General features: G+C 36.7%; 30 protein-coding genes and 1 pseudogene. 5 read left to right on the top strand and 26 right to left on the bottom strand.

Annotated elements, in window-relative coordinates:
• From QZ576_RS07800 to ric, 14 genes are all read right to left on the bottom strand, one after another.
• Positions 1 to 1,040 (bottom strand): ammonia-forming cytochrome c nitrite reductase subunit c552 (locus tag QZ576_RS07800; protein ID WP_297095784.1); only part of this gene is annotated, 1,040 nt, incomplete at its 3' end.
• 9 nt (positions 1,041 to 1,049) lie between these two features.
• Positions 1,050 to 1,625 carry a cytochrome c nitrite reductase small subunit gene (gene nrfH / locus QZ576_RS07795; protein ID WP_297095782.1) on the bottom strand — a complete coding sequence of 192 codons (576 nt, stop codon included), beginning with the start codon at positions 1,623 to 1,625 and terminating at the stop codon, positions 1,050 to 1,052.
• A gap of 221 nt (positions 1,626 to 1,846) precedes the next feature.
• Positions 1,847 to 3,001: a PAS domain-containing protein gene (locus tag QZ576_RS07790; RefSeq protein WP_297095780.1), complete on the bottom strand. Its 1,155-nt coding sequence runs from the start codon at positions 2,999 to 3,001 to the stop codon at positions 1,847 to 1,849.
• Positions 3,002 to 3,040: 39 nt separating this feature from the next.
• Positions 3,041 to 3,376, bottom strand: coding sequence for a hypothetical protein (locus QZ576_RS07785; protein ID WP_297095778.1), 336 nt, complete (start codon positions 3,374 to 3,376; stop codon positions 3,041 to 3,043).
• A gap of 2 nt (positions 3,377 to 3,378) precedes the next feature.
• Positions 3,379 to 3,558: a DUF1858 domain-containing protein gene (locus QZ576_RS07780; protein WP_297095775.1), complete on the bottom strand. Its 180-nt coding sequence runs from the start codon at positions 3,556 to 3,558 to the stop codon at positions 3,379 to 3,381.
• A gap of 3 nt (positions 3,559 to 3,561) precedes the next feature.
• On the bottom strand, positions 3,562 to 4,803 hold the full coding sequence (locus QZ576_RS07775; protein ID WP_297095773.1) for a DUF438 domain-containing protein: 1,242 nt from the start codon (positions 4,801 to 4,803) through the stop codon (positions 3,562 to 3,564).
• Positions 4,804 to 5,127: 324 nt separating this feature from the next.
• A complete protein-coding gene (locus tag QZ576_RS07770) occupies positions 5,128 to 5,577 on the bottom strand; it encodes a hypothetical protein (protein ID WP_297095771.1) in 450 nt (149 codons plus the stop codon).
• A 145-nt stretch (positions 5,578 to 5,722) separates the two neighbouring features.
• A complete protein-coding gene (locus QZ576_RS07765; RefSeq protein ID WP_297095769.1) occupies positions 5,723 to 5,989 on the bottom strand; it encodes a DUF2024 family protein in 267 nt (88 codons plus the stop codon).
• On the bottom strand, positions 5,986 to 6,192 hold the full coding sequence (locus QZ576_RS22540; protein ID WP_367270453.1) for a ferredoxin: 207 nt from the start codon (positions 6,190 to 6,192) through the stop codon (positions 5,986 to 5,988). The genes QZ576_RS07765 and QZ576_RS22540 overlap by 4 nt, the downstream gene beginning before the upstream one ends.
• Positions 6,193 to 6,194: 2 nt before the next feature.
• The gene (locus tag QZ576_RS07760) at positions 6,195 to 6,494 is read right to left on the bottom strand and encodes a hypothetical protein (RefSeq protein WP_297095766.1); all 300 of its coding nucleotides are present in this window, start codon (positions 6,492 to 6,494) and stop codon (positions 6,195 to 6,197) included.
• A 3-nt stretch (positions 6,495 to 6,497) separates the two neighbouring features.
• A complete protein-coding gene (locus tag QZ576_RS07755) occupies positions 6,498 to 7,202 on the bottom strand; it encodes an aspartate/glutamate racemase family protein (RefSeq protein WP_297095763.1) in 705 nt (234 codons plus the stop codon).
• A gap of 53 nt (positions 7,203 to 7,255) precedes the next feature.
• On the bottom strand, positions 7,256 to 7,699 hold the full coding sequence (locus QZ576_RS07750) for a hypothetical protein (RefSeq protein WP_297095760.1): 444 nt from the start codon (positions 7,697 to 7,699) through the stop codon (positions 7,256 to 7,258).
• 341 nt (positions 7,700 to 8,040) lie between these two features.
• On the bottom strand, positions 8,041 to 8,481 hold the full coding sequence (locus QZ576_RS07745; protein ID WP_297095758.1) for an Rrf2 family transcriptional regulator: 441 nt from the start codon (positions 8,479 to 8,481) through the stop codon (positions 8,041 to 8,043).
• 9 nt (positions 8,482 to 8,490) lie between these two features.
• A complete protein-coding gene (gene ric, locus QZ576_RS07740; protein ID WP_297095756.1) occupies positions 8,491 to 9,213 on the bottom strand; it encodes an iron-sulfur cluster repair di-iron protein in 723 nt (240 codons plus the stop codon).
• 106 nt (positions 9,214 to 9,319) lie between these two features.
• On the opposite strand from ric, the gene QZ576_RS07735 reads away from it, so the two are divergent.
• Complete coding sequence (locus QZ576_RS07735) at positions 9,320 to 11,560, top strand: nitric-oxide reductase large subunit (protein ID WP_297095754.1); 2,241 nt, start codon at positions 9,320 to 9,322, stop codon at positions 11,558 to 11,560.
• 564 nt (positions 11,561 to 12,124) lie between these two features.
• On the opposite strand, the gene QZ576_RS07730 is transcribed toward QZ576_RS07735, so the two are convergent.
• From QZ576_RS07730 to QZ576_RS07705, 6 genes are all read right to left on the bottom strand, one after another.
• The gene (locus QZ576_RS07730; protein ID WP_297095752.1) at positions 12,125 to 12,382 is read right to left on the bottom strand and encodes a hypothetical protein; all 258 of its coding nucleotides are present in this window, start codon (positions 12,380 to 12,382) and stop codon (positions 12,125 to 12,127) included.
• A gap of 134 nt (positions 12,383 to 12,516) precedes the next feature.
• Positions 12,517 to 12,930, bottom strand: a complete 414-nt coding sequence (locus QZ576_RS07725; RefSeq protein ID WP_297095750.1) for a GreA/GreB family elongation factor — start codon at positions 12,928 to 12,930, stop codon at positions 12,517 to 12,519.
• 177 nt (positions 12,931 to 13,107) lie between these two features.
• Positions 13,108 to 13,533, bottom strand: coding sequence for a GreA/GreB family elongation factor (locus QZ576_RS07720; RefSeq protein WP_297095748.1), 426 nt, complete (start codon positions 13,531 to 13,533; stop codon positions 13,108 to 13,110).
• A 684-nt stretch (positions 13,534 to 14,217) separates the two neighbouring features.
• Positions 14,218 to 14,394 (bottom strand): hypothetical protein, encoded by a 177-nt coding sequence (locus tag QZ576_RS07715; protein ID WP_297095746.1) that lies wholly within the window; start codon positions 14,392 to 14,394, stop codon positions 14,218 to 14,220.
• 1,318 nt (positions 14,395 to 15,712) lie between these two features.
• Positions 15,713 to 17,047 carry an NADP-specific glutamate dehydrogenase gene (gene gdhA, locus QZ576_RS07710; RefSeq protein ID WP_297095743.1) on the bottom strand — a complete coding sequence of 445 codons (1,335 nt, stop codon included), beginning with the start codon at positions 17,045 to 17,047 and terminating at the stop codon, positions 15,713 to 15,715.
• A 138-nt stretch (positions 17,048 to 17,185) separates the two neighbouring features.
• Positions 17,186 to 17,596: a GreA/GreB family elongation factor gene (locus QZ576_RS07705; RefSeq protein ID WP_297095741.1), complete on the bottom strand. Its 411-nt coding sequence runs from the start codon at positions 17,594 to 17,596 to the stop codon at positions 17,186 to 17,188.
• 268 nt (positions 17,597 to 17,864) lie between these two features.
• Here QZ576_RS07705 and QZ576_RS07700 point away from each other — a divergent pair.
• A pseudogene (locus QZ576_RS07700) lies at positions 17,865 to 18,370 on the top strand (DUF3124 domain-containing protein).
• A gap of 92 nt (positions 18,371 to 18,462) precedes the next feature.
• On the opposite strand, the gene QZ576_RS07695 reads toward QZ576_RS07700, so the two are convergent.
• The gene (locus tag QZ576_RS07695) at positions 18,463 to 19,164 is read right to left on the bottom strand and encodes a MarR family winged helix-turn-helix transcriptional regulator (RefSeq protein ID WP_297095738.1); all 702 of its coding nucleotides are present in this window, start codon (positions 19,162 to 19,164) and stop codon (positions 18,463 to 18,465) included.
• 196 nt (positions 19,165 to 19,360) lie between these two features.
• Between QZ576_RS07695 and QZ576_RS07690 the strand changes: the two genes are divergently transcribed.
• From QZ576_RS07690 to QZ576_RS07680, 3 genes are all read left to right on the top strand, one after another.
• Positions 19,361 to 20,005, top strand: coding sequence for a hypothetical protein (locus QZ576_RS07690; RefSeq protein ID WP_297095736.1), 645 nt, complete (start codon positions 19,361 to 19,363; stop codon positions 20,003 to 20,005).
• 135 nt (positions 20,006 to 20,140) lie between these two features.
• Positions 20,141 to 20,620 (top strand): hypothetical protein, encoded by a 480-nt coding sequence (locus QZ576_RS07685; RefSeq protein WP_297095734.1) that lies wholly within the window; start codon positions 20,141 to 20,143, stop codon positions 20,618 to 20,620.
• A 9-nt stretch (positions 20,621 to 20,629) separates the two neighbouring features.
• Positions 20,630 to 21,043 (top strand): GreA/GreB family elongation factor, encoded by a 414-nt coding sequence (locus QZ576_RS07680; RefSeq protein ID WP_297095732.1) that lies wholly within the window; start codon positions 20,630 to 20,632, stop codon positions 21,041 to 21,043.
• A gap of 860 nt (positions 21,044 to 21,903) precedes the next feature.
• Here QZ576_RS07680 and QZ576_RS07675 read toward each other — a convergent pair.
• The 5 genes from QZ576_RS07675 to QZ576_RS07655 are packed head-to-tail and all read right to left on the bottom strand — an operon-like array spanning position 21,904 to position 26,650.
• The gene (locus tag QZ576_RS07675; protein WP_297095730.1) at positions 21,904 to 23,166 is read right to left on the bottom strand and encodes an MFS transporter; all 1,263 of its coding nucleotides are present in this window, start codon (positions 23,164 to 23,166) and stop codon (positions 21,904 to 21,906) included.
• Positions 23,156 to 23,566 carry a hypothetical protein gene (locus QZ576_RS07670; RefSeq protein ID WP_297095727.1) on the bottom strand — a complete coding sequence of 137 codons (411 nt, stop codon included), beginning with the start codon at positions 23,564 to 23,566 and terminating at the stop codon, positions 23,156 to 23,158. The genes QZ576_RS07675 and QZ576_RS07670 overlap by 11 nt, the downstream gene beginning before the upstream one ends.
• Before the next feature lie 21 nt (positions 23,567 to 23,587).
• Positions 23,588 to 24,355: a creatininase family protein gene (locus QZ576_RS07665; RefSeq protein WP_297095725.1), complete on the bottom strand. Its 768-nt coding sequence runs from the start codon at positions 24,353 to 24,355 to the stop codon at positions 23,588 to 23,590.
• 6 nt (positions 24,356 to 24,361) lie between these two features.
• Positions 24,362 to 25,531 carry an AGE family epimerase/isomerase gene (locus QZ576_RS07660; protein WP_297095722.1) on the bottom strand — a complete coding sequence of 390 codons (1,170 nt, stop codon included), beginning with the start codon at positions 25,529 to 25,531 and terminating at the stop codon, positions 24,362 to 24,364.
• A gap of 24 nt (positions 25,532 to 25,555) precedes the next feature.
• Entirely contained in the window at positions 25,556 to 26,650 is a 1,095-nt protein-coding gene (locus QZ576_RS07655) for a kelch repeat-containing protein (protein WP_297095720.1), read from the bottom strand.
• Between the last annotated feature and the right edge of the window lie 56 nt (positions 26,651 to 26,706).

Below are 26,706 nucleotides of genomic sequence, written 5' to 3'. Positions count from 1 at the left end.
AGGGTGCCTGCCTCTTCACGATGACATACCTGACATGAGTTGGCAATATTATTTAACGGAGATTGCATGTGATGATCGGTAAATTTCTGTCCACCTTCACTTTTGTATGGCATATGGCAGTCGGCACACGACACCCCACGTTGAGCATGAATTCCGGTTGAATGTATTTCATATCCCGGATGTTGCGCTTTTAACATTGGTGCTTTACTCAATGCATGTGTCCAATCACTGAATTCCAGATTATCGTAGTACTCTTCCATGGCTTCAACACTAAAGCCATTATCCCAGGGAAAGGTTAAGTATTGCGCACCATCTACTTTTTTCTTATCGAAGTAATATTCCACATGACACTGTGCACATACCAAACTTCGCATTTCCTGATGGCTGGCTTTAGTTATATCTTTTCCCATGCGTTCAAATGCTTCTACCAGTGCCGGACGTGTTACAGTCAGGTTCATCGTTTCGTTGTCGTGACAATCGGCACAACCGATTGGATTTACCACTTCTGCTCCCAATTCGGCCCAGGCTCCGGTGTAAAATGCAGCTACACCCTTTTCGTTCATCAGCCTCGGAACATCCGGGCTTTTACAAGTCATACAGGTTGCAGGCATCGGCCCTTCTTTTGGAGTTTTTGGCGCTCCGGTACGTAAGGTATTTTGAATATCAGTTATTGAATAGAAATGACCTCGTCCCTGATTATAGTCTTTTGAGAAACCATACCCAGCCCAAAGTACTACGAGTCTGGGATCAACCTCCAACATATCAATCATGGTATTACCATTGTATTTACTCTGAAAACTTGTATCAGCAGTTCCGTAATACGATTGAAACTCGCGGGGATAATTCTGACCCCATACTTCGTTGCGTGGCTCAAATTTGCCAATTTCGGCCTTTGGAACATTAACGTAAGCTGCTTCTGTTCTTCGCTCAACAATTGAAGAGGCCAGTAGGCCAAGAAAGAAAACCACCACTACGGTTGTTAAAAAAAGTACCCATGCCAGCCATGGGCGTTTCTCGGTTAGTTTTTGTTTTGCACTCATGATTCTGTTTTAGTTATTTTTTATGTATTGTTTTATCCAGTTCGGAACAGGGCTCTCGGGCAGTGGTACCCGCGCATTGGGAACACTCGAAATGCTATTTACACGTCCGTGTGGAACTTCGCGATGACATTCAACACAACGCCGGTCTTCGCGATGCGCTTTATGAGCTTCTACATTCCCAATTAATTTAGGGTCTTCCAACAGTTTCTGATGACAGCGAATACAGTTATTTTGCACTACCTCAGCACCTTCTTCGTGAATATATATTACCTGAGGCTCTTTTCTCAGCGTAAAAATAGTTGCATGGCGCAGGCCATCCTTCGCCTTAAAATAGTACTTGTTAAATACATTATTGTGCGGTACATGACAGTCGTTACAATGTGCAACCTCTCGATGAGAACTATGCTGCCACGTGGCATACTGTGGTGCCATTATGTGACAATTGGTACAGGTTGCAGGATTATCAGAAAGGTATGAATGCGCTTTTGAAACGTAAAGCAAGAACATTACCAAACCTGCAAATATGCTTAATACGAAAATTACCGGAAGCTGCCATTTTTTAGGTGGAAGTAGTTGTTTTAACATAGCAATTGGTTGATCAATCTTTTATGCAGTAAATATCTTTTGATTCTTACTACCATTTTGTAACAGATGTTACAATTTAAGCTATTTCGTAAAAAACTCAAACTACTTTTACTCCTATCAAACCAATCTTTACTTGTTCTAAATAAACTTTTACACAAATCTAGCAACGCTATAAATATGACTGAATTGTCTATTCAGAGATTTTTAAAGTAACTGATTCCTCACCAGTCAAGCAACCGCTTCTCCCCCTCCAGGGCTTTGATCTCCGAAATTTCCTGCGACACTTCAATCACTCCTTTATAATTGCCTAATTGGTCTCTTACCGCAAAATATTGAATAAGAATAATTTCTCCTTTCATTTTTATCCAGAAAGAGGCTTGGTCTTTTTTGCCCGACTTAAACGATTCCACAATTTTTTCTACCACATGCACGCTCTCAGGAGGATGGCAATTTTTAACCTCTCGCCCTATAATGGCAACGGTTCTGGGAAAGATTCTTTTTGGTGGCGTTGAGAAATATTGAACCTTATCATGTTCATCAACATAAGTAATATCAACCGGTAAGTGATTAAAAATCAACTTTATTTGTTCTGCATTCAAAATTCCGGTGCCGAGATTGATAAAACCATCAGAGATACTGGCCTGTTCTTCCCTATTTGTCGTTCTCGGTTTAATGTAAGGATATCCAATTTCAAAACCCAGCTGATTCATCGACTGCAGTTCGTCTTCACCGATTGTGGAAAGAATTAAGGGAAACAAAATATGTTCTTCTCTGAATTTAATCGCCATCATATTAAAAAAGATATCGCCGACACAACGATTAAATGATTTGAAATCAATTGAGCCCTTTTCAAGCTGACTGATAACCAACTTAATGTTAGCCCTGATATCATCGTGTATCGACCACATAATTTGCAGACAGCGGTAATCGGGCCAGGCTTTTTCGATTGACGGAAAAAGTACATTTTCTTTAATGGTGTAATGCTTCACAAAAACTTCCAGATGTTGGAACTTTTTCAGCAATTCCGTTTGTAGTGTGTGATTCACACGATCTTTTACAAATGCCTTAAACACTGGTCTTATTTCCTCTAAGACCTTCACCATCTCCCGGTTATTTTGTTCCAGCACGCCTAAAAACGAATCGTCAGCAGGTTCAATTCGCGGGTAAGTTTCAATTGGAATATGGAATATATTCAAAACCTTACTGGCAAGCTTTTTTAACTCTTCAACGGCATAATCGTCTTTTACCAGGCTATCGAACAACGCAATAAAATCGTCTGGTATTACTGTTGGTATAAAATCCTTGTTGGCAATAACAAAAGAATGTGCATTCCCGGTTTCAAGGATCTGTTTGGAGACTTCCATTAGCTTTGCCAATCTCCGTTCTTTAGTTTTTGTAAATTCCGACATCGAGCTCTATTTGATAAAAAACACCCAAAATTCTTCTTCTGCCTTTTGATTCAGCCAATGCTTGTAATCCATGCTCAACGATTTGTCGATCAATGGTGCCGGAATAAAAGGTGCTATAACTTTCAGAATCTCCCGCTCATTCAGTTTTTTAATGGCCGACAGAACTTCATGAACCGGTTGTTCTCCGGCATTCAACATCTCCCGGATGTCAATAGTTTCCACTATATTGTCTTCGTTAAACCATTCCGGTTGTTCTGTTTTATACTGAATACTTTCATCGCTGTCAGCATCTACCTGAGTCTGGCCAACTTCGTTTCTCAATTCATTAATCAGATCCTCCACTTTCACCCCCCAATAGTAGCTGCCTGGCTTAAAGTTGTAATCTTGGTAATGGTTTTTCGTAAAACCGGATTCCGAAGTTTCTTAAAAGGCGGTGCCGCACGAATCAGCACATCTTCAAGCTGTGGATAGGCTTCCAGCAAATCGAATATTTTCGTTTTTGGTGTAATGATCAGTTTTTCCATCTCCTATTCATTTTCATCGGTATATGATAAGATCCTGCGCTCGCCCTCCAGGCTTCTGTTTTCAGAAAGATCCTGCGAGACTTCCAGAGTACCCAGGTATTTGCCATCCTCGTCGCGCAATGCGAAGTATTCAATTTTAATGAATTTGCCTTTCATTTGTATCCAGAAAGGTGCGTGCGAAGCTTTTCCTGACTTAAAGTCTTCAATTATCTTCTCAACAATATGTGTACTTCCCGGAGGATGACACAAACGTACATCGCGGTTAATTATGGATCGGCTGCGGGCAAAAATTCGTTCTTTTCCCTGCGTAAAATATTTCACTTTATCGTTTCTGTCCACAAAAGTCATATCGAAGGGAACCGAATTCAAAATGGCTTTAATTTCCTCCGCCGAAAAACTCCCCGATGGCAACTGAATATTTCCATCGGAATTAACATTACTTTCAGTAGCTTCGTCAGTGAGTCCCTCGGGTTTCCACTCTACTTTTGGGTCATAGAGCGAAAAGCCGTATTCCAGTGTTTGTTTATGAATATTCCACCAATCTTCGGTAGTAAGCACATCCATAGCCATGGGAAACAAAATTTCTTCTTCCTTTTGAATCATATCAACCAATCCCTGCAGCGCCACATAAAACAATATTTCGAGTGCATCAAAAAGATCTTCGAATTTAAGTTCCGGAGTTTTCAGAATAGTAATACAGGCTTTCAGTTGTTCTCTGATTTCATCGTGTTTACCCCACATTACCTTTGGTGGCCCCGTGATTTCATTTTTTTCGAGATAAGGAAATACCAAATACTCTTTTCGCTGATAGTGCTTATCAACGTCCATCAGTTGGTTAAAAAGGCTTTCAAGTTGCAGCGCATAAGTTTTAAATTCAGTTTTATCCACATTCGGCAACTCATCGAGCTGGTGTTTCGCCTGTTCAGCCACCTTCCGTAACTCAACATTCTCCTGCTGAAACACATCAACAGGGTGTCCTTCAGGAATGGTCTTTGCCCCCGACAAATCAACATTCCCTTCAAGAACAGAACCGTGTACATCACAAAGTTTCAGAACTTCCTCTTCCGGTAAGCCTTCCTGCATGAGTTCCTGCTCAACTTCTACGACTTCGCCGTATGGAATATTTTTTAGTGATTCCACCAGTTCTTTCCGAACACTATCAGCCGATTCTCCCTGATGCAGTTTTAAAATCAATTGCTTCAGTTGTTCCTTTCTGTACTTCGAATTGTTAATTAGTTCACTCATATAATTTTGAGATTAGATGTATATTAAATTTAGGAAATATTAAATAAATCCTTACTACGGAATTTGATGATTCTTAGTTTTTGTAACAATTCCGGCAAACTCAGTCGCCTGATATAAACATGCATATTCGCACTTTTGTTCCTGGTTTCTCTTGGTAGGCTACAGATTAAGGGATCTGCATTAGCTATTGCTGCCATGAAGAATAACATAACTTTTGTTACTAATTCATACGAAATTTACTGTGTTTTTATCCATACTAGTGATTATAACTTATCCATTGTATAATTCGATATCAATTATCAGCAACTTAACACTTAAGATCAATTATTTCCGATTTTTATAGAACGTACCACCAAGAACTAAAGCGGCCGAAATAATCATTAAATTTTTAATGATATATTGTCCTTCTAAAGTTGGCATTAAAAAATTCCCATTTTGATATGTAACTTGAGGTAATAAAAACAAAGGCATAAAAGTTCCAAACATTTGTAGAAAAAGCAATGCAATCGCAATTTTTGTGGTTTTTTTGAAAAGGAAAGTAACTCCAATAATAACTTCCCAACACCCAATCACAATTAACCAAAAAGCGGGAGTACCAATTGGCAACCAAACCACAGTTGCTTTTAATAAACCTTCAGCTGATGATAAACCCAATGGCTTCAATACACCAAACCATATAAATATTATTCCAAATGAGATTCGAATGGCAGGAATACTCCATGCACTCATCCATTTCGCTATATTCTTGTCAAATTGAACAATTTCTTCTTTCATGATAACTATTTGGTTAATTCAGGTGTTGTACTAATAACAATTCCAGTAACTTAAATTTCGAATCCTTATCGCCTTCTGTTCTTGTGAAAAAATTTTACTGCATAATGTGTTGACGGTGCTGTATTTAAATACATGAATTCAATACTTAGTTATTGCAGTTTTCCATTTCTACAATATGGTACCCTGCACTATTTAGGTCCGCGAGCATATTGTCGTTCGCTTTTTCTATGTGGCAGAACTTGCATTCTTTTGATGTAAGTTCTGCCGATTTAATATTCTTTTCTTTAAGATATTCCATACCATAAGTGTATATCATCTCTTCATTCTTCATATCCTCAGGCACAATGATGTCAAAATGCATCTTTTCGCCATCTGCACGTTTTACGTATGTATCCCAAACAGCTACTTTCATTTTTCTACTTCAATTTTAATTATTCCTGTGGGGCAATTCTCAACAGCTTCCTTTATTTCGCCCTCATACTTATCATAATCAAGCCCCGGTACTACAATCATTTTTTCGAAGACTTTAAATACCTGTGGGGCAAAAGCATGGCAAATCTTGCAAGCAATACATGTATTTACGGTATCATCTCTCCATACTCTTTTTATACCCATAATCAATCATCATAACCTGCCTGACAGGATAAACAAGCATTCGCATAAGCCTCATACGCGTCATATGCAGGACCGATCTTCCCGTTAATGGTAATTATCCGATCTAATCTTACATTCTTGTCATTCACGATCTCCATAAATTCTCCATGGTCCTTTTTATCAATTCCTTTGAAGCTTCCGTTTGACTCTTCCAGTATTTGATCCACTCCAAAATAAATCACCCTGACTTCCCGATGAAGCAACAGGTCCATCACGTCATAAAAGTCCGGATTAACAGGTAGATACTTAGCCAATGTTTTCATAGCTTAAGTTTTTATACATTCTTTAATAATAGCATCTACATGTATTTGTGTTGTATTCAGAAAAGGTATATCAAGATATCTTTCTTCTGTAAACATCAATGGAAATTCGGTACACCCAAGAATAACAGCATCTATACTTTTATCTTTCTTAATATCTTTAAGTATTGATAATATTTCATTTTTCGTATCTTCTTTAAAGATCCCTAATTCCAACTCTTCAAACAATCTTTTATTAATCAACTCAATTTCAGGCTCATCAGGTACAACTATTTCAATACTTTGTTTTGAAAACACATCTTCAAAAAAGCCGTTTTGCATCGTAAACTTACTTCCGATTAGTACACAGCTTTTTACCTGCAACTTTTTAGCTGCAATAGCACACGACTCCACAATACTTACCAAAGGCAAATTTGTTTTTGATTGAATTTCGTTAAACAACAAATGCGGGGTATTTGCACCAATTGCAGCAAAATCGGCCCCTGCCCGCTCTATTTTTTTAATGCAATCAACTAAATAATGTGTAGCCACTTCATTTTGCCCCTCTTCCAGTAAATTTATGAATTTGGACATCGTAACACTATAAATAACAATTTCGGGGTAAGTCAAACTCCCATTTTCATTTAATTTTTTGAAACCATTAATTAATTTTTTATAATAATCTGCAGTAGCTTCTGGTCCCAGTCCGCCGAGTATTCCTATTGTTTTCATTAAGTTTATTTTAATTTGAAAATGAACAACCTTCTATTTGATGTAAAAACGTTTCATGCTATTTTTTTATATCGTAATGATATTGCTATTAACAAGGAAACTTTTATTACTTCAAAGGCTCCAAACCAAAAATGAAGATTTGAGCCTTGCAATTGTGTGCCCGCAATAATTTGCTCTGCCCTGTCTACCATCGCAGGTAATAACCATACCGTTTGTAATGACAGAATGCAGGTTACAATCCACCACATTGTATGCAGAGATGTAATTCGCAACAAGTCTTGCTTTTCTTGTATTAACATTATTGTCCAAACAAGTACCAATAAAACAACCTCCACACGGTTTAATGATGTAAACACCAGTTTACCAATACTCAAACCTATTTTCAATGTCACTCCCTCTGCTCTGAACTTTAGCCATGCTTCAAAAAAGCTGATTGCGCTAACCAATCCTGCCCAAAAGGCTAACAAAAGCGGCATAACATGTCTGGAATACTTCATGATTTTCCTTGTTTTCTCTTTCTTTATCAATAAATTTTACCGTTTCATTAAAATTTATTTCTACCTCATTATTCTTCTGCACAATCGTTTTTAATCTCTCATGTAGTTTCTCTTGTTATAAGGAAAAAACATCCCAACCACGATAAGATTCATTCTGCATAAGACACGTATAAAATATTCACCAGGAATACTTCTAGCAATTTACACAATAGCTAAAAATCCGCTTTTAACAATATACACCTCTACGAAATACACAACTGATTACCAATCAAGTCAGGATTTATCGGCTATTTATTCTATTCTTTTAGTCAATTCGATACTTTTACTAAATGTCTCAAAAATCAGTGAGTCACCCTGTTAAGTGTTGCCTTTCCTTGTCTAATCTTATCAGCTAACGAATGAATCGTTTCTGTGCGTACAATCTCGTAAAACCCATCTCTCACCACCTTGTATTTTTCATGCAATGGACATGGATTTGCATTATTACACGACTTAAGACCAAATCCACATTTATGAAAACAAGTATCACCTTCCATAATATGAATCACTTGGTAAAGTGTTAATCCCGATTGCTCACTATTGAAAAAGAAGCCTCCTCCTCGCCCTTTGGCAGAGTCAACTAATTTATGACGGGTTAGAGTTTGCAAAATTTTTGCTGAGAATGCCGTAGGTGCTTCAATTTCTTCTGCAATTTCTATCACGCCCGGTCGTTTCTCCTCCCAATTTCGGAGTTGAATAAACACCAGCGCTCGTATTGCATATTCAGTACTTTTAGCTAACATAGTCTTTGTTTATGAAATAATTTCTTTCTCCAAAGCTAATGCTTTCAAAAATAAAATATTGTTTTCCAGATGAATATGTCGATGTAGGTCCTGTTCAAAATCTCCTAAAGTTTGATAAGTTATACGATATGTATTGCATCCATCAGGCGGACAAGTATAATCTGATGTTAATGCTGCAATTTCAAAAAAACGTTCCCCTTCTGCCTGGTGCTCTTCCAACATTACCTGAATAGGTGCATCTATTCCACCCAAATTGGTAGAATCCGGATTACCATTATTTTTGTAGTTCACCAGCTTACGTATATACGGAAACAACACCAGCTCTTCTTTCTTCATATGTGCTGTCAGGTTACCTGCTGACGCTTCAAACAATTCACGAACCTTAAAAAGTTCAGGGTGATTATCTCCATGTACACTACAAAGTTTATTAAGCTTTTCACTTAAAAAAGGGATATTATCAGTGACATACGAGTGATGTCTTTTTTCAATATAATCACACAATTCATTTAGTTCCATCGAATCGATATATTTTGAATCAGGATCACTGGCCTGCACAGCACCTTCCAATTCAGGGAGCAAAGCAGAGATATCCACATTTGCTTTTTCACAGGCCTTTTCCAAACTGATACCACCACCGCAACAAAAATCGATATTGTTACGATCGAATATTTGTGCTGTTTTATAATTCACTTTTACAATCTCTCCCACAGTTACATTTCTATTTATTTCCATAGCTATTATTTTTTTGACAAAGATAAAAACATTTTATCAAAGGACAACAGGGTCTTTTTATAATTTTATTATACATTTGCACAAACAAACTTTTAAATCATTATTTATGAATTCTAAAAAACTTTGGATTGGTTTTATCCTTGTTATGGTAATTTCGTTTGGAATTCTTGGTTATTTTGGCCGGGAAATCTATCGTGAAAAACCTCCTATCCCCGAAAAAGTAATTTTGCCCGATGGTTCAGTTGTATTTACTTCTGCTGATATTAAAGATGGTCAAAATGTTTGGCAATCAATAGGCGGTCAGGAAGTAGGCACTATATGGGGTCACGGTGCTTACAAGGCTCCCGACTGGACTGCAGACTGGTTGCATAAAGAAGCGCTTTTTATTTTGGATACATGGTCGTTGGCCGAATTCTCACTTTCTTATGATGATTTAGAAGATGAGAAACAAGCACTATTGCAAAAACGTTTACAAAACGAATTGCGGAAAAACACCTACGACAAATCATCAAAAAGTTTAATTGTATCAAAAGTTCGGGCTGAAGCGATTAAGAGCAACAGTGCACATTATTCCGGATTATTTATGAATGATCCCGACTTGGCTGAGTTACGCGAAGCATATGCCATCCCTGCTAACTCGATAAAAGACGAAGGCCGAATGGATAAAATGAATGCCTTTTTCTTTTGGGCCAGTTGGGCTACGGTTACAGAACGCCCCGGCAAAGATATTACCTATACAAATAACTGGCCTCCTGAAAAGCTGGTTGGTAATGAACCAACCGGGTCGTTACTATTGTGGACAGGATTTAGTGTAATAATTTTGTTATTTGGAATTGGACTACTGGGCTGGTATTACGCCACTAACCGGGAAGAGGAGGCCAATCCAGATATTCCAAAGGTAAATCCTTTATCAGGGACCAAACTCACTCCGTCGATGAAGGCGACACTTAAGTATTTCTGGGTGGTAACAGCACTTATTTTGGTACAGATTTTCATGGGAGTTGTAACGGCGCATTATGGTGTTGAAGGACTTGGCTTTTATGGTTTGCCTCTGGCCGATTTTCTACCCTATTCCATTTCCAGAACGTGGCATATCCAACTGGCTATTTTCTGGATAGCAACTTCGTGGCTGGCAACCGGACTATTTATTGCACCCGCAATATCAGGTAAAGAACCAAAGTTTCAACGTTTTGGGGTAAACTTTTTGTTTATAGCACTATTGATTATAGTCGTTGGTTCACTTGCCGGTCAATGGATGGGTGTCATGCAAAAACTAGGTCTTGTAGAAAATTTCTGGTTTGGCCATCAGGGCTACGAATATGTTGACCTAGGTAGATTTTGGCAGATCTTTCTTCTTATTGGATTAGTGTTATGGTTACTTTTAATGGGCCGTGCCATTTGGCCGGCATTGAAAGCAAAAAATGAAAACCGACATTTACTTACCATGTTCCTTATAGCATCAATTGCCATTGCTACTTTTTATGCTGCCGGTTTAATGTGGGGGCGCCAAACCCATCTTGCTATAGCCGAATACTGGCGCTGGTGGGTTGTTCACCTTTGGGTGGAAGGTTTCTTTGAAGTTTTTGCTACAGTCGCTATTGCATTTCTTTTTGTTCGGATGCAGCTGATTCAGACAAAGATTGCGACATCAAGTGTACTCTTTTCAACCATTATATTTTTATCAGGTGGTATTATCGGAACTTTTCACCATCTATACTTTACAGGAACACCAACTGCAGTTCTCGCTCTTGGAGCAACATTTAGTGCACTGGAAGTAGTTCCTCTTGTTTTAATGGGTTTTGAAGCCTATCATAACATAAGAATGAGCCGGGCTAAAGAATGGGTACTAGCCTATAAATGGCCAATCTACTTCTTTGTATCGGTAGCTTTTTGGAATTTCCTGGGTGCTGGAATATTTGGATTCTTAATCAATCCTCCAATTGCTTTGTACTACATGCAAGGGCTTAATACTACTCCAGTTCATGGTCATACCGCATTATTTGGGGTTTACGGAATGCTTGGAATTGGACTTATGCTTTTTGTTTTACGAGACATGGATTTAAACGCTGTTTGGAAAGAAAAAACCATACGTTATGCATTTTGGATGATGAATATTGGCCTCTTATTAATGGTTTTAATTAGTGTGCTTCCAGTTGGATTGGCACAAACTGTAGCAAGTGTAAAACACGGACTTTGGTATGCTCGATCCGCAGAGTTTTTAGAAAGTCCAACATTGGAAACAATAAGATGGCTACGTGCCATTGGAGATACTATTTTCGCGATTGGAGCTTTGTACCTGGGCTGGTTTGTTTTTGGATTAAAAACAGGTTGGTCAATTAAAAAGTAATCTCAAACAAAGCTGGGATGCATAACTATCCCAGCTTTGCTCTTTGCAACTTATTCTTCAAGATAGGTAAAAACATATATTCATCATTAATTAAACACTTCTGCAATCCTCAATATATATCCCGGATTTTCAGAAACGAAGCTTATTGCAATGAAATTGCATGATTTGCTATGATTACAATTCGGAGGTTTAATCCATTATCCAGAAAACAAAAACATGCACAGGTAAAAAATTACCATGATAAATAATTTCCTTATTGGTGCTTTTCCCTGTATGTACTTATCTCCAGAATCTGCCCCACTCTATTACTGTAAAACCATTTCGCTCAAATGAAACCAGTGCCGGTTCTTCCAGCCCGATAAACTCATCTGTTTCTTCAAAGCCATAAAACAAGTGATTTATCTTATCTGGAGATACCGAGAAATCAAATGCTATTGCCTGGTCAATAATTTCGTTTGTTTGCGGATAAACCAGGTAATAATTGTTTTCGTTTAATAAGGGTATCCAGTATTCCAGGAAATCCGCTATTTCATTCGACGAAAAACTCCTGGCTGCCAGATTAGTTTAAAAATAGGTTGTTAACTCCGACTGTTCAACACACCATCCCTTCTCGTATTGAAAAATGTCGAGTTGACGGCTCTCGTAAAAAAGAAAATTATATTGATCATTTATTTTTCCGTCAGTATCGACCGTTACACACCATTGGTTTCCGTATTCGGGAATCGATTTTGTTATTTCGCCACCCAGCGGAAACGAAATAGTCAAACACATATCCAGTTCCTCTTTCGGATATATATAAATGTTGGTTTTGTAAATTACCATCGATTAACACAGAGGTTTTATCATATCAGAATATGTAATGTAAATCATCAAAAAGTGGATATGAACAGTTACTTTATAAGACCAGATCATATTTTTATTCATGTGACTAAATTAATATTGCATAACTAATGGAATCACTGCTTATTTTCCTGCAAGAAACTATTACTTGATTCTGAATTAAATGATACTTTCAATATCCTAATTATATTTTCTTTTTTCCACGTTAAATACTTAATAATATCGCCAACTCTATGCAGATAGATTGCAGTACCTAATGATGAGAAAATTGAAATTCTTTTTTCTTTTATATTCTCATCTTCAGGACAAACTAATTTTATAGAGAAGTTTAAATCGCTGTTTTCACATTTAAAATCAATAATTGAATTCATAATAATGATATCTGATGGAATTTTTACAGTTGTTACTTTCTGAGCTGAAGAAATCTTTCTTTTAAGAATTCTGATATTTCCGGGAGATGCAGAAAATTTACTTTTATTGATAGTAAGTTGTGTAATTTTTACAAAATCGTCAATAGGAATTATCATCATCTCTTATTTTTTCTCTTACCGATCTTTTCTTCTTGTCTTTTTATTTTTTTTTCGAGTCTTTTTTCTTTAATGCTTTTTTTAGGCTCCTTTAAGCCAAATCTTTTTTTTACCATTACATTTTTATTAGAATTATTAATGAAATTTGGAAATTAATTAGAGGAGATTATAATTTAATGCCTATGTAATGAAATTTCCATCTGCTTCTGACTGGTTATGAATGTCTAATATTTTAATCGTATGTTCCTTTTCCCAAGTATAGTAACTAATGATATCATTGGTTTTTTGCAAAAAAATAGCAGAACCCAAGTTTGAAAAAACTGATACTTTGTTTTCTCTAACATTTTCAAATTCAGGATAAACCAATGTTAGTTTGAATGTAAAATCATCATAGTCTGTCTTAATCTCAACCAAAGACCCCATTGTAACAATGTTTGCTAACATCTCTTGCGGATTTACTTTTTGTGCAGTTAATACCTTTCTTTTAAGGTCTTGAATATTTTCAATAGCATTTGAGTACTCTTCTTCTGCAACTTTTATTTGTCGCATAATTTTCTCGAAATCTAAGCTCGATATTATTCTTTCTTCCTGTTTTCTGGGTTCCATATTTTTTACTTTTTACCTTTAGTTTTTCCATATCAATATCTAAGAACTTAAAGAAATGAATGATATAAATACTTCACCGATTTCAGTGGATACTGACGTTGTGAATCCATTTCTATTATAATCTTCAGAGGCGTCCACATAGATCATAACTCGGTATATAACAACCTATTAAACTCTTTCACACTTTTGAAATCAGATTATTACACCTCGTAATTAGCATCGTTTTTCAATTCTGTAAATCGTAATAAAAACAAGAACTAAGAATAGTCTGCTTTTATTAGTATTTCACATTTATAATTTAAACCAAAATGAAAGAGTGGAAAGGTAAAGACCTATCCTCTTCATTAATTTTTGGGGAGCCTACGGGAATTAGTAAAAAAACTACGCACGATTTTTACTTTTTAAGGCTATTCCCAAAAAAACCTCATTATGAATATGAGAATATAAGTCATTAAAATTTTCATGGCACCAATTGTATAATTCGTCCAATTCCTTAGGATCTGACCAACTAACACATTTCTGCAATTCCTTTTTATACAACTTTTCCCATAAATATACTTTGGGTAAAATTATTTTGGCATATTGGATCATAGCTGTCTGTTTTAATCAAATTAATCATTCATTTTTGATATGTTTCTCTTGATAAAGAATCAGATCATTTAAAGAGAGACCTTAGTTCATCAACTACCAATGTGGTTGATTAAGTTGCCAATCTACAATAAAATTACTGTTCTTGTTTTCAACATCTTGGGTTGAGTGTTTTACAGAAGAGCCAGATACTAAATATTGTCTTCTATGTTCATGCATTACATTTGGCATTTGATGCCAAATTCTTTGTCGCTGATGATTTAATGTTTCCATGGTATTAATTATTAATATGATTTTTGCCCTTAACATCAGGCTGTTTTTTAAATCTTCATTCTCTACTAATTCATTTTATTTTTAGGTTGTCTCATGATCCTAAATAATAAAATGGCATATTATTATGCTTCAAATTCTCATCCAACACCTTAATAGATTTTAGTCGATGTTTAATGAGATAAATTAATTGACAATATTTTAACTTCTGTTAAAAAATCGTATCCAATACTTTTGTATCGTATCCGATGCAAATATAAAAATTATTTCATTACGTTACATTAATAAATTAAATAAACAATACAATTGAAGCATAATTAACCTTTATGATTGATTATCAGGAGAATTTATCTGACAGAAATAATCTTTAAAATTGATTCATTAATTGGAAAAATAAACGAAATGATTACGATACTGCGAACAAAAGATAATAGATCATCTTAATATTTCGGAATCAAACTTAATTACAAATATATAATTAAGTTCCCCTTATTTTAACGGGGTTTGAAGCCTATCATCACATAAGAATGGGTTTCAGCCTATAAATGGCCAATTTATTCTTTGTATCAGTAGCGTCCTGGAATTTTCTGGGTGCTGGAATATTTAAATTCTTAATCAATCCTCCAATTGCATTGTACCTCATGCAGGGGCTTAACACTACTCCTATTCATAGTCTTACTGCATTACTTGGAGTGTACGGAATGCTTGGAATCGGGCTCATGCTTTTTGTTTTAAGGGATATGAATTTAAATGCGATTTGGAAAGAAAAATCAACTCATTTTGGATGATGAATATAAGCCTCTTATTAATGGTTATGCTTAGTACTCGGCTGGTTTGTTTTTGGATTAATAACGGGATTGTCTATTAAAAAGTAATCTGAAGCCAAGCTGAGATATTTAAGCATCTCAGCTTGGCTCTTTTTCAATTAATTCTCCAAGTTAGGATGAAAACACAAATAAATTCCGAAGATTGAGTCTTCTTTACATTGTTCATATGTAATTCTTGAACATTTCGATCTAACTTTCAATAGCTCGTAAATCAAAATTACTCTGAAAGTAAAATATTTTACGTACAATAAAAGCTGCTTTTTAGTGCGTTTTAGTGTAACCTATAACCTCTATATCCACTAGTTGTTTTTTCAGCTTTTATTCACATAGCAAAGGCAATAATCAGAATAATGGAAAATAAGAGAACGGGGCTGGGAGTACTTGAAAGAGATACAAATTATAAAATGCTTAATTGATAATGGCCCCATTCTCTTTTAATTTAGTTGATTTATCTTGTTTAGATTAATTGTATTATTCCATTTATGTGAATTAACCTAGACAATACCTTGTGCAACCATCGCTTCGGCCACCTTTACAAAGGCACCTACATTTGCCCCTTTGATATAATTTACCTTTTTCCCGTTTTGACCATAATTCACACATGTATCGTGTATTTCCCTCATAATTATTTTTAAACGAGCGTCAACTTCTTCACGAGGCCAACTTATACGCATACTGTTTTGTGACATTTCCAATCCCGATACAGACACTCCTCCGGCATTTACGGCCTTTCCAGGTGCATAATCTATCGACTCTGCAAGATAGTCAGCGGCATTGGCAGTACATCCCATATTTGAAGCTTCAGCAAATAGTTTACATCCGTTCTTTACAAGATTTTGAGCATCATTTATATTAACTTCATTTTCAGTTGCACATGGCATTGCCAAATCAACCGGAACTTCCCACGGACGTTTGTCAGCAATAAATTTCACACCAAACTCTTCAGCATAAGGCTGAACAATGTCATTATTGCTCGCACGGAGTTCAAGTAGATAATCTATTTTGTCTCCTTTTATTCCTTCCTTATCATAAATATATCCATCGGGGCCAGAAATTGTTACAACCTTACCTCCTAACTCATTAATCTTAGATATTGCTCCCCATGCAACATTACCAAAGCCCGAAATGGCAATTGTTTGCCCTTCAATATCCTTTCCAATTCGATTAAGCATATGTTGGACAAAATATACTGCGCCATAACCAGTTGCTTCAGGCCGAATTAAACTTCCTCCCCATAACAATCCCTTTCCAGTAAGTACACCAGTAAACTCATTTTTCAGCCTCTTATATTGTCCAAATAAATATCCAATCTCACGTCCACCAACACCAATATCTCCTGCAGGAACATCTGTATTTGATCCAATATGACGATAAAGCTCGGTCATAAAACTTTGACAAAAACGCATAATTTCACCATCCGATTTTCCTTTTGGACTAAAATCTGAACCTCCTTTACCTCCTCCCATGGGGAGCGTAGTTAGACTGTTTTTAAAGGTTTGTTCAAAACCTAAAAATTTCAAAATACTTAAATTTACTGTGGCATGAAAGCGCAAACCTCCTTTGTACGGTCCAAGAGCAGAATTAAATTCAACACGATATCCCCGGTTAATTTGCACCTCTCCCTTGTCGTCCACCCATGGAACACGAAACATGATAACCCGTTCGGGTTCTACCATTCGTTCTAAGATTTTTGCTTTTTGATACCGTGGGTTTTCTAAATAAAAATCCCAAACCGAAGAAATAACTTCTTCAACTGCCTGGTTAAATTCACTCTCCATAGGAGTATTCACTCTTAAGTTTTCAATAAAATCGGTTAAAGATGTTTTCATAATATTAGACTTTACGTTGGCTTACAAATTGAATTATATAGTGTAAAGATTGTTGCAAAAAAAAACGTTATGCACGATATTTTAGCAAAAACCACATAGCTGTTATTTTACTCATAATCTGACCCTTACAAACTCCACTCACAGATAATAAACACCATTCGCTTCCGGTTGATATATAATCTGGTTAATTCTTATATCTCTTTTACCCTTAGGTGTATTATAAGTAATAGTATTTCCAACTTTTTGCCCAATGAGTGCGCTACCAAGAAAAGAAACCACGGAAACCTTTTTTAATTTGAAATTGGCATCTTTGGGATAAACCAGCTCTATTTGCATCTTTTGATCCAAATCGGTATATGTTATCTCAACAATAGAATTCATTGTTACATAATCTGAACCAATCTCACATGACTCTCTCTTATGGGCACGTTTTATTTCTCTTTTCAAATACACTATTTCGTTTAAGCCTTTCTCATTAAATTGTTGGAAGTTATAAATGACATCAGTCAAACGGGTAAAATCAAGCTTTGTAATTTCTATTGTTTTCATTTCATATTGATTAATTGTCTTCCATTGGTAATGCTCTATTAGCATCACACCGGTTTATAATATTACAATGCCCATCAAAACCTTTCGGTTTTGATGGGCCACTGTACAAGCCAAAAAACACTTTCTTCTCGGTAGTTACGAGATATTTACAAAAAACTAGCAATAATTAATATTCAATTATCCCCCCACTATCGCATTCGATGTTTTTGTATCGTTTACGATGCAATATTAGATTTTTTTTTATAATTTTCCAAAAAAATGTTTTGTAATGAAAATTGTTACTCTCATTTCGTTAATTGTATTACTCCTTTCGTGCACAAAATCAAAAGTTAAAAATGAACCCAAAAAGATTATTTGGGAAAATCGTATTACTCAATTACCTTCTGCTGATTCATTAGAATTTGGACGATCGTATTTGTCTGTTTATTCGGAGATTTATGATATTTCTAGTCATCAAACTACCCATTTGCTAACAGCCACTGTCAGTATTCGCAACGTAAATTTGCAAGATCCTATTTATATAATTGGTGCTGATTATTACAATACAAAAGGTGAATTAATTAGGAGTTATATTAAAAATCCTGTTTTGTTTCTCCAATGGAAACTATAGAGATTATTATCGACTACGAGGATGATGAAGGTGGTACAGGGGCAAATTTCAATTTCAATTGGGCAATAGAAAAGTATAGTCATAAACCTCTATTTGAAGGGGTAATGATTTGGACTACCGGACACCAAGGAGTTTCATTTACAACAACAGGGGTCAATTTATAGAATTCTCTACAATATTAAACATTTTAACAAGTAGTACCTTTTTGCACAATATCAGATTGCCTACACATTCTGGTTCAACATAAAAATACTGGTTACTTATTTAAATGTTTTAATGAATCCATTAAGTTTGATATTTCTGCGTATGGTTTGTCATAATGATTTAAGTAGATATCGCTATGAAATACGTCAATTTCATTTAAAACTGATAAGGCTTTTTTCCATTTGTTTGGACTAATGCAGGCTAAGAACTTATCTCTTGCCTCATCTAACCTCCGGTTGGCTCTTTTTAAGACGCCATCTCCTTCTTTAGTTAAAACGAGCAACTTTGCTCTTTTATCCTGCACATCTGGCAGTTCATACAACAAATTATTTTTTATTAATCGCCTTATTGTATCCATTCCTGTTGTATATTCAACTAAATGAATATTGATAAGGTCTGTCTTTTTTGCCTTTTCCAGACTATCAACAGTGAACAGAAAAAGATATTCTAACCGAGAATTCAATGGTAAGTCTACAAGATATTTCCTTATATAAAACTCTTCCAGACGGGCAATTCGCAAAATATGTTCTTGAAAACGAGATAAGGGATTGAGTTTATTCAAATAATCCAAACTTTCTGAACGTGATTTAACTTCATGTCTGGTTCTAATTTTTGTGTCGGAAATATTTTCTCTTTCAATCTGTTCAATTATCCATTGCGAAAAATTTAGTAAAGTTTGCTCACCTTTTTCTTCGTTTTCATATAAAGACCAAAAATCAATAAGCTGCTTAATTGCTTTGTATTTACTATCCATAGTTTTTTCAAATATTATTAAACCACAAGCATTATTCTATATCTATTCCGCACAAATATATATCGGATCCGATGCATGGCACACTCTTTGTTATACAAATATAAGAGAAAATAATATGTATTTAAATATGAAAATCATATCACTGATTGAGCTTACCAGGGGCACGGGCATTAGTCAATACTTAAGTTCGTTTGCCATGATTGAGAAAGAAAATCTAATGATTATCGACACTAATAAGCACACAATTCTGGAGGATTTATTAGGAATTACAACTACCTCAAAGGAAATAAGCAGATATGCAAAATACAATTACTTCAACAACAAAAACTGTTATGAACTGGAAATTTTCTTTTGTCGATTTCATAATCTATATATCCGAAGTTTACAGTTCTCAGAAAAGCCAGATGTTGACCTCATAATAAATATAGTAGAATACATTAAATCACTTCGTTCTTTTAAAAACTGTAAATATCTAATTGTCTATTTTCCTTTCAGAAATTATTCAAGTGATATAAATCAAATAGTTTCCAATTTTGATTATTCTGTAATTTTTTGTGATAGTAAACCTCTAATAAAAAGTGAGTTGATAAAACACTTAGAAATTATAGCAGAAAGAAGAAAGTACATTGGATTTGTTTACACAAAGTCAGAAGAGAACAGTCAGTATCCAATAGAGTCGGAATCCATACTTATTAAACCACTTGGGATCCTCCCTTATAATCTCATAATTCAAAATGCAACAATTAATAATAAAGTTTTTTTAGAAATCGATGGAAAAAACCGCCATGCAAATACCATAAGGGAAGTTTGGAATAAAATTAAAAGTAAAGTGGCAGTTTAACCACTATAAAAGATTTGTATTAAACATTATTTAAATCATACAATCCGAATATATAAACTTGTATATTTGAATCGTATTCGATACTTTATAAGTCGTTTACGATTTTAATATAATTTTATTAATTTCGCTGAAGAAATGAATGATAATAAAACATCAAGACAAGCTATTATACCATTTGAATGGTATGACAGAATAATTACACATAGTGATTATCATGAGATCTTAGGTCTTTTAAATAGCGATGTAGGCAAACCACACATCGCTCCTTCTCATTTTCATAAATTATTCATGATGATTACCCTTTCTGAAAAGTGTAATACAACCAATATCTCTGAAAAGATTATCAGGTTAAATTCCGAGTTTATTCTTGTAACGGAGAACAATATTAAGCAACTGGTGCGAATTGTCTTACCGCAAAATATTCATAATAGTTATGATATTTCAATTTATAATCCTATCGCGATTGCTTGTTTAGGCTCAAAAGAAGGGAGTCGGGTATGTTTTCAGTATAAAAATTCTTTGCAGTATTTATACATCGAAAAATCAGTTGAACACCCTTTAATAATAAAACCAACAGATTTAACTGAACTATTAGAGATCCCTTACAAAAATTAAAAAAAAGCCATGAAAGGAAATATAAAAATCACAGAACTTGACTATCTCAGGATAAGTAAACTCATTCAAGCCGCACGAAATGACAAAAGTATTGAAGTTAATAATCTTGATGTCCTAGCTAATGAAATAAATCGAGCTGAAAAAGTAGATTCAAAATCAATAACTCCTGAATTTGTTACCATGAATTCGATTGTTCAGGTAATTAATCCAGAAAATAAATCCCTAATGATAGTGAAGTTGGTTTACCCTGATGACGCTAATATTAAGAAAAAACATGTTTCCGTTTTTTCACCATTAGGTAGTGCATTATTGGGTTACAAAGTTGGTGATACAGTCCAGTTTCGTGCACCGAAAGGGGAAGTTGACATCATCATACAAAGCATTGAATATCAACCAGAAGCTGATGGTAAATATAATATATAAAAGCAAAAATTATGAAAACAACAGAAAAATCTAAATTGTCAATTACTCAAAAAACAAACAAAGTTGTTTATAAAGGCTTATGTATGAATTGTGAGAATCGAAAAACATGCATGTATATACATAAGGATAAGTCTGTCAACTATTGCGAAGAGTATGCATGAGAAATGAACCAGCCTATATTGTGTCTCTAGCTCTTTATACTCACTACTAGACCATTGGTCTTCAAAGCATAATTAAATCGAAATAATTATGTGCTATTATATGTGCGGGCAAAACAGCGATTGTTTATCCAGCACATCCACAGAAGTCATGAAATTAAAAAGGAGTTACCCATGTTACCGTATAAAAAGTCAGAAAACAACAAGTTATTCCAAACAAGGAACGACTTCAAGATTGAACAGAATCATTTATTTGAAAGCAGAATCATTCCGGGAAGAATGTATTCCACAAATCAGATTGATTCTGAAACACATTTATTTATTGTTCCGTGGCAACAAATAAGAAAGGAGAATATTTTAGAATAAATATGAACGGTTCTGATCTGGACTTCATCGAGCCGATAAAGAACTCCTTCAGTAATTTCTCCAATTATTCCCCGGTTTTTCAAATTTGGATTTTGAAATAGTTCACTCCATTCACAGCATTCAGTTATACTATTGCCCAACATGATGATTTCAAGGGGAGTATCCGGAAGCTGCTCAAACAACGTTAGCCGTTTTAGCAGGTGTTAAAATTATTGTCTTGTGCCGAGAGCTGGACAACGTTGATTAAAATTAATAGGAACGCATTGAAAATTTGTCTCATTTTAGATAATCCACAACGTGACTGTCATGATAAACAGATGCTTCACAGCTAGAAATCTAATCATTTTCCTTATTTGCTGTAGTTGGTTTGAGTGTAAGCAGCTGAATCAGAACTGCCGCTGCAACCGGTATTGAGAGTAGTGCCATATCTCTACCCAAATGTCCTGAATCTGTTGATTTTCCAAGCAACTCTGTAACAAAGGCTCCGGCAAAAACACCAGTTAAGTTCATCAAACCATAACCTGCGGCTCGGTGTTTTGGAGATACAAACTGACATAGTATGGGCATGTTATTAGCATCAAACATACCGTAACCAATTCCGAACATTACTCCACCTCCAACAATGCCTATGATTCCATTTCCAAACCCAAGTAAAAGCAGCGAAGGAATCATCAGACTTAATCCGATTGCTCCTGTAAAAATCCGGCCTCGTAGGTTTCTTAAAATCCAGCGATCGGCAATTATTCCTCCTGAAATTACCCCAATAAAAGAAGATGCCGCAATAGTTATGGTAGCCAGAGGTCCGGCCTTTGACATGTCCATTCCTAAACTTTCAGAAAATAAGGTTGGTAACCAGTTTTTTGTCGCCCATCCAGGGAAACTAGGTGCAGCAAAATAAAACAGGATTACCCAAAAACTCACAGTCCCGAGTAACATTCCGAGACTTTTTGAGATGGATGAAAACCCACTGGTTTTCATTGTACTTGTTTGTGAAACCTGTTCTGAATCAAAACGATCTTCTTTTTCGCGAAGAAAGAAAATAAGAATTATGCTGTAAGCAATCCCCACTAATCCAAACGAATGAAATGTGGTTTGCCATGAAAACTGATGTGCCACTGTTGCTCCAAATCCTCCAATTGCCTGACCGAAATACAATCCGGTCATGTGTATTCCTACTGCAAGTGAGCGCGTACCCTCTTTGTGATAGTCTGCAATAAGCGCTAGTGCCGCAGGGATATATAGTGCTTCACTGATTCCCATTAATGCACGCAAAACATACAACACTTGAAAATTATCTGAATAGCCCATGGAAAGTGTTACTCCCGACCAAACGGCAAGGCTTCCCACAATCAACCATTTTCGATTTATTCGATCGGCAATTAATCCTGCAACGGGGCTCATAAAGGCATAAATCCATAAGAATACAGCCATTAGTCTACCAAAATTCTCTGCAGTTTCAAGCTCTTTGATATCAATCATCATCGACACTTTCATGGTGGATAGCATTTGCCGATCCATGTAGTTCAATAAGGCTACGACCCATAAAAGTCCAACTACCACCCAGGGATAAATCGATTTGTTATCTTTTTTAACTAACATTACTTAAACTCTCCTTTAATTTTTGATGTTCTTTTTTTGAAAGCCATGATAAATCATAACTTTTAGCATAATTCGTAAAATCAACCTGTAAGTCATATAGCTCTAATGATATACGCTGAGTTTCCTTTATATTAATTTTAACTGTTCGTTCAAAAGACCGCTTTATGATTATTTGGCTTTGAGTTATGGCTATACTATTCCTTGTCTTGTAAGGGACTTTACCTACAGCACCATACACTATTGAAACAAATCCTATAGACATAAGTGGTATCCACTCAGCAGTGTAATTTCTCTCGCAAAAATATATTACAAGTAAGCCAAAAATTATTTGGTAAATTCTAGCCCCTAAACTAAGGGATTTTCTTTCGCGATTCTTTATTAATAAATCATTGTTACTCATCTGTAATTACGAATGGTTTTATTACTCGTACATCTCACTTAAATCACATGACGAAAATTCTGTTAAGAACCCGGCGATTTTCTGTATTACCTCCTTATAAAACAGCTCCCCTTTTTCAGCACTAGCATTATTGGGATTTCCAACGCCTGTACTTTTAGAAATTGAAGTCCATTGTCGCTGCGCCCATACCCAACGTTTTTTTAGCGCTTCAATTTTAAATGATTTTGAAGCACCGTCGCCGGCAAGTTCAACGGGCAGCACCAATTCCGGTTTCAGGTGCATCATCACGCTTGTTTCCAATTCACCTGCATGGTCTCCCGGCTCATCGAAATACACTGCTGCATCGCAAGCCTTCCACCACTCCATACAACAGATGAAAATATCGGGGTGGGTTACCGAAAACTCCCTTAATATTGATGAGAAGTTATTATCTCCATGACCATTAATAATAACCAGCTTTTGAATACCGTGACGAATCAGGTTTTCAACCAAATCGTTCAAAATAAGCATCTGGGTAGATGGCATCATATTCAAACACAACTTCAAATCCAACTGCCCGGTATTAACGCCCCAGGGTACTGCGGGAAGAACAACCGATCTGGCACCTTCCTCCCAGGCAAGTCGTGCGCTTTCCAAAGCAACAGCGTCCGACTCGTATACATCGGTTGCATAAGGTAAATGGTAATTGTGAGGTTCAACAGCTCCCCAGGGAAGAATAGCTACATCGTATGTTTGATCCTTTACATCGGCCCAACAGCTCGCTGCTAAATTATACGTCTGTTTACTCATGCTTTTTTATTTTTCATTCAGTTTCTCCAGCGTTTTCCACACCTGGAACATGCCGCGTGGCACATGGAAACATCCTTTCCATTTTCCGCCTTTTAAGGGCAACAACACTTCTCCCTGACGATTCAGGTAGCCATACCATTCGCCGTATTCTGCGTCGGCAAAATGCGCCCACGAATAGTCGTGTACTTTTTCAAACCAAGCCAAACATTCTTCGTTTCCGGTAAGCGCGTAGCCTTTAATGAGCGTGATTAATGTTTCGATGTGTACCCACCAGAGTTTCTGATCCCATTCAAGCTGTTGTGGTGGATTTCCTTTTATATCGAGGAAATAGAAAATACCGCCGAATTTTTCGTCCCAGCCGTATTTCAGCGTTCGCAAAGCAATGTCAACCGCTTTTTGTGCCAACTCCGGCCTTTTTAAGCGTTCCGACAAGTCCATGATAAACCACATGGCTTCGATGGCATGCCCCGGATTTAACAGGCGTCCTTCAAACGAATCGGAAAAACTTCCGTCGGGATTTACATTTTCCAGAATCAGTCCCGAATCGGGCTGGTAGAACACCTCCATCACCTCGTGCAACACTTTCTCAACGGTGCTGTTTACCAATTCGGGTTCCAGCAAATGCTCGATTTCAAGTGCCAGGTTACACAAAATCATGGGCAGCGAAAATCCTTTTAACGGACGAGTGCCGGGCACCAGTTTATTGTAGTCGCCTTTGGGGTTGTCGCTTCGTTTTAAAATATTCTGAAAGGTATCTTTTGAGATCGCAGCAAACTCGTCGTTTCCGGTGGCTTTGCTCAGCTGGCCAAATGCCATTGTTGCAAAACAATCGGAAAAAATATAGTAAGGCTGCACCAGCGGTTGTCCTTCGCGGGTAAGCGAAAAATACCAGTTCAGGTTGCCGTCGTGGCCGTGTTTCTGTAGAAATTCAGCACCATCGAGAGCAATCTGTAACCATTCCGGTTTTTGCTCTACTTCGTTGTACAATTTGGCAAACATCCATACCTGGCGGGCTTGCAGCCAAATAAATTTATCGGTATCAAACACTTCACCGTCGCGTTTCAGGCAGGTGAAATAACCGCCAAATTCTTTGTCGAGCGAATTGTTCTCCCAAAAGGGAACTACTTTGTTCAGCAGCTCGTTCTTATATTGTTCTGATAAAATTTTAAAATCCATCTCTTTCCGTTTAAACCATTATTTCTATTTGTTAACCGAAATTTCGGCGAAAGTAACATTCGGAGTGCGCACACCCGGGCAGATTTCTCCGTTCGGAATAAATATTCGGTTCCCTGATTTTACCGTAAGCGTGGTTACCTGTGCCGGAAAGGGCAATTTGGCAGTTTCGCGGCATTCGTTGTTTAGCGTATTGTATAAAAATACTTGTTTGCTAAATCCCGGGTGGCTTTCCAGGTGCTCTATTTTCCGGCTGTTGATTTCCGCTTTTTCACCGGGTGTTTCGGCTGCAGCAACAGCGTTGATAAAGGCCTCGGTTTTGTTGAACAGCTTTCCATTATCGCCACCAAAAAGCAGGATGTGATTTTCCCCCACAGCAGCGCCTGTTCCGGCGGCAAGGGTTACCGGTTTATTCTGATCCTGAGCGATATCGCCAACCTGTTTCCACGTTTTTTTCGAAGGTGAATATTTCAGCACCGAGCTAAAAAATGTGCTGAGCTCGCCGTCTCTGTTGCGGCCTCCCAAAACGTAAATACAATCTTCGTTTCCGTCGTTCTGACTTACCACCACGGCATTGGATAATGGGCCGGGCATGTCGGGAAGTGCTTCCCATTCGAAATCAGCTTTGGCAACATCGGCGCAATACAACGACGAGATATTCCCATCTTTTCCTGAGCCTCCAACCACATAAACCACCGATCCGATAGTTGCCGCGCCCCCATTTGAAATGGCTATGGGAAAATCGGGCAGGCTGCTGATTTGCACTTCGCCCTGATCGAAGTTCAGTTTTAAAACATCGGAAACAGGACCGTTCAAGTTTTCGCCACCAATGCAAATAACAGCGTCATTCACCGACACACAGGCTGAGTAAGCCAACGGCTGCGGAAGTTTGTTATCGGCTACCTGCCATGCCGCATCCTTTTCTTTCAAGTTAAAAACGAAAATATCGTTGTAATAGGTTTTTGTTCCTCCCTGCCACGGAAAGGAATCCGGGAAATTGGAACCTCCGGCAACAATCAACATTCCGGAAGATACACCGGCCAAAGCACCTGCAAGTCCTTTTTGTTTCTGCTGCCCGGTGGCCGGTGGTATATCTGGTAAACTTCCCCAATTGATTTTCATTGTTGTATTTTTTTCGCCGGGAGAACATTGTAAAATAATACTTCCCAGCATGAGTA

The sequence above is a fragment of the uncultured Draconibacterium sp. genome, from assembly GCF_913060805.1.
In the GTDB taxonomy this organism is placed as follows: Bacteria; Bacteroidota; Bacteroidia; order Bacteroidales; family Prolixibacteraceae; genus Draconibacterium.
The sequence above is the reverse complement of the archived record's forward strand: the minus strand, read 5'-3'. Positions and strand labels throughout refer to the sequence as shown.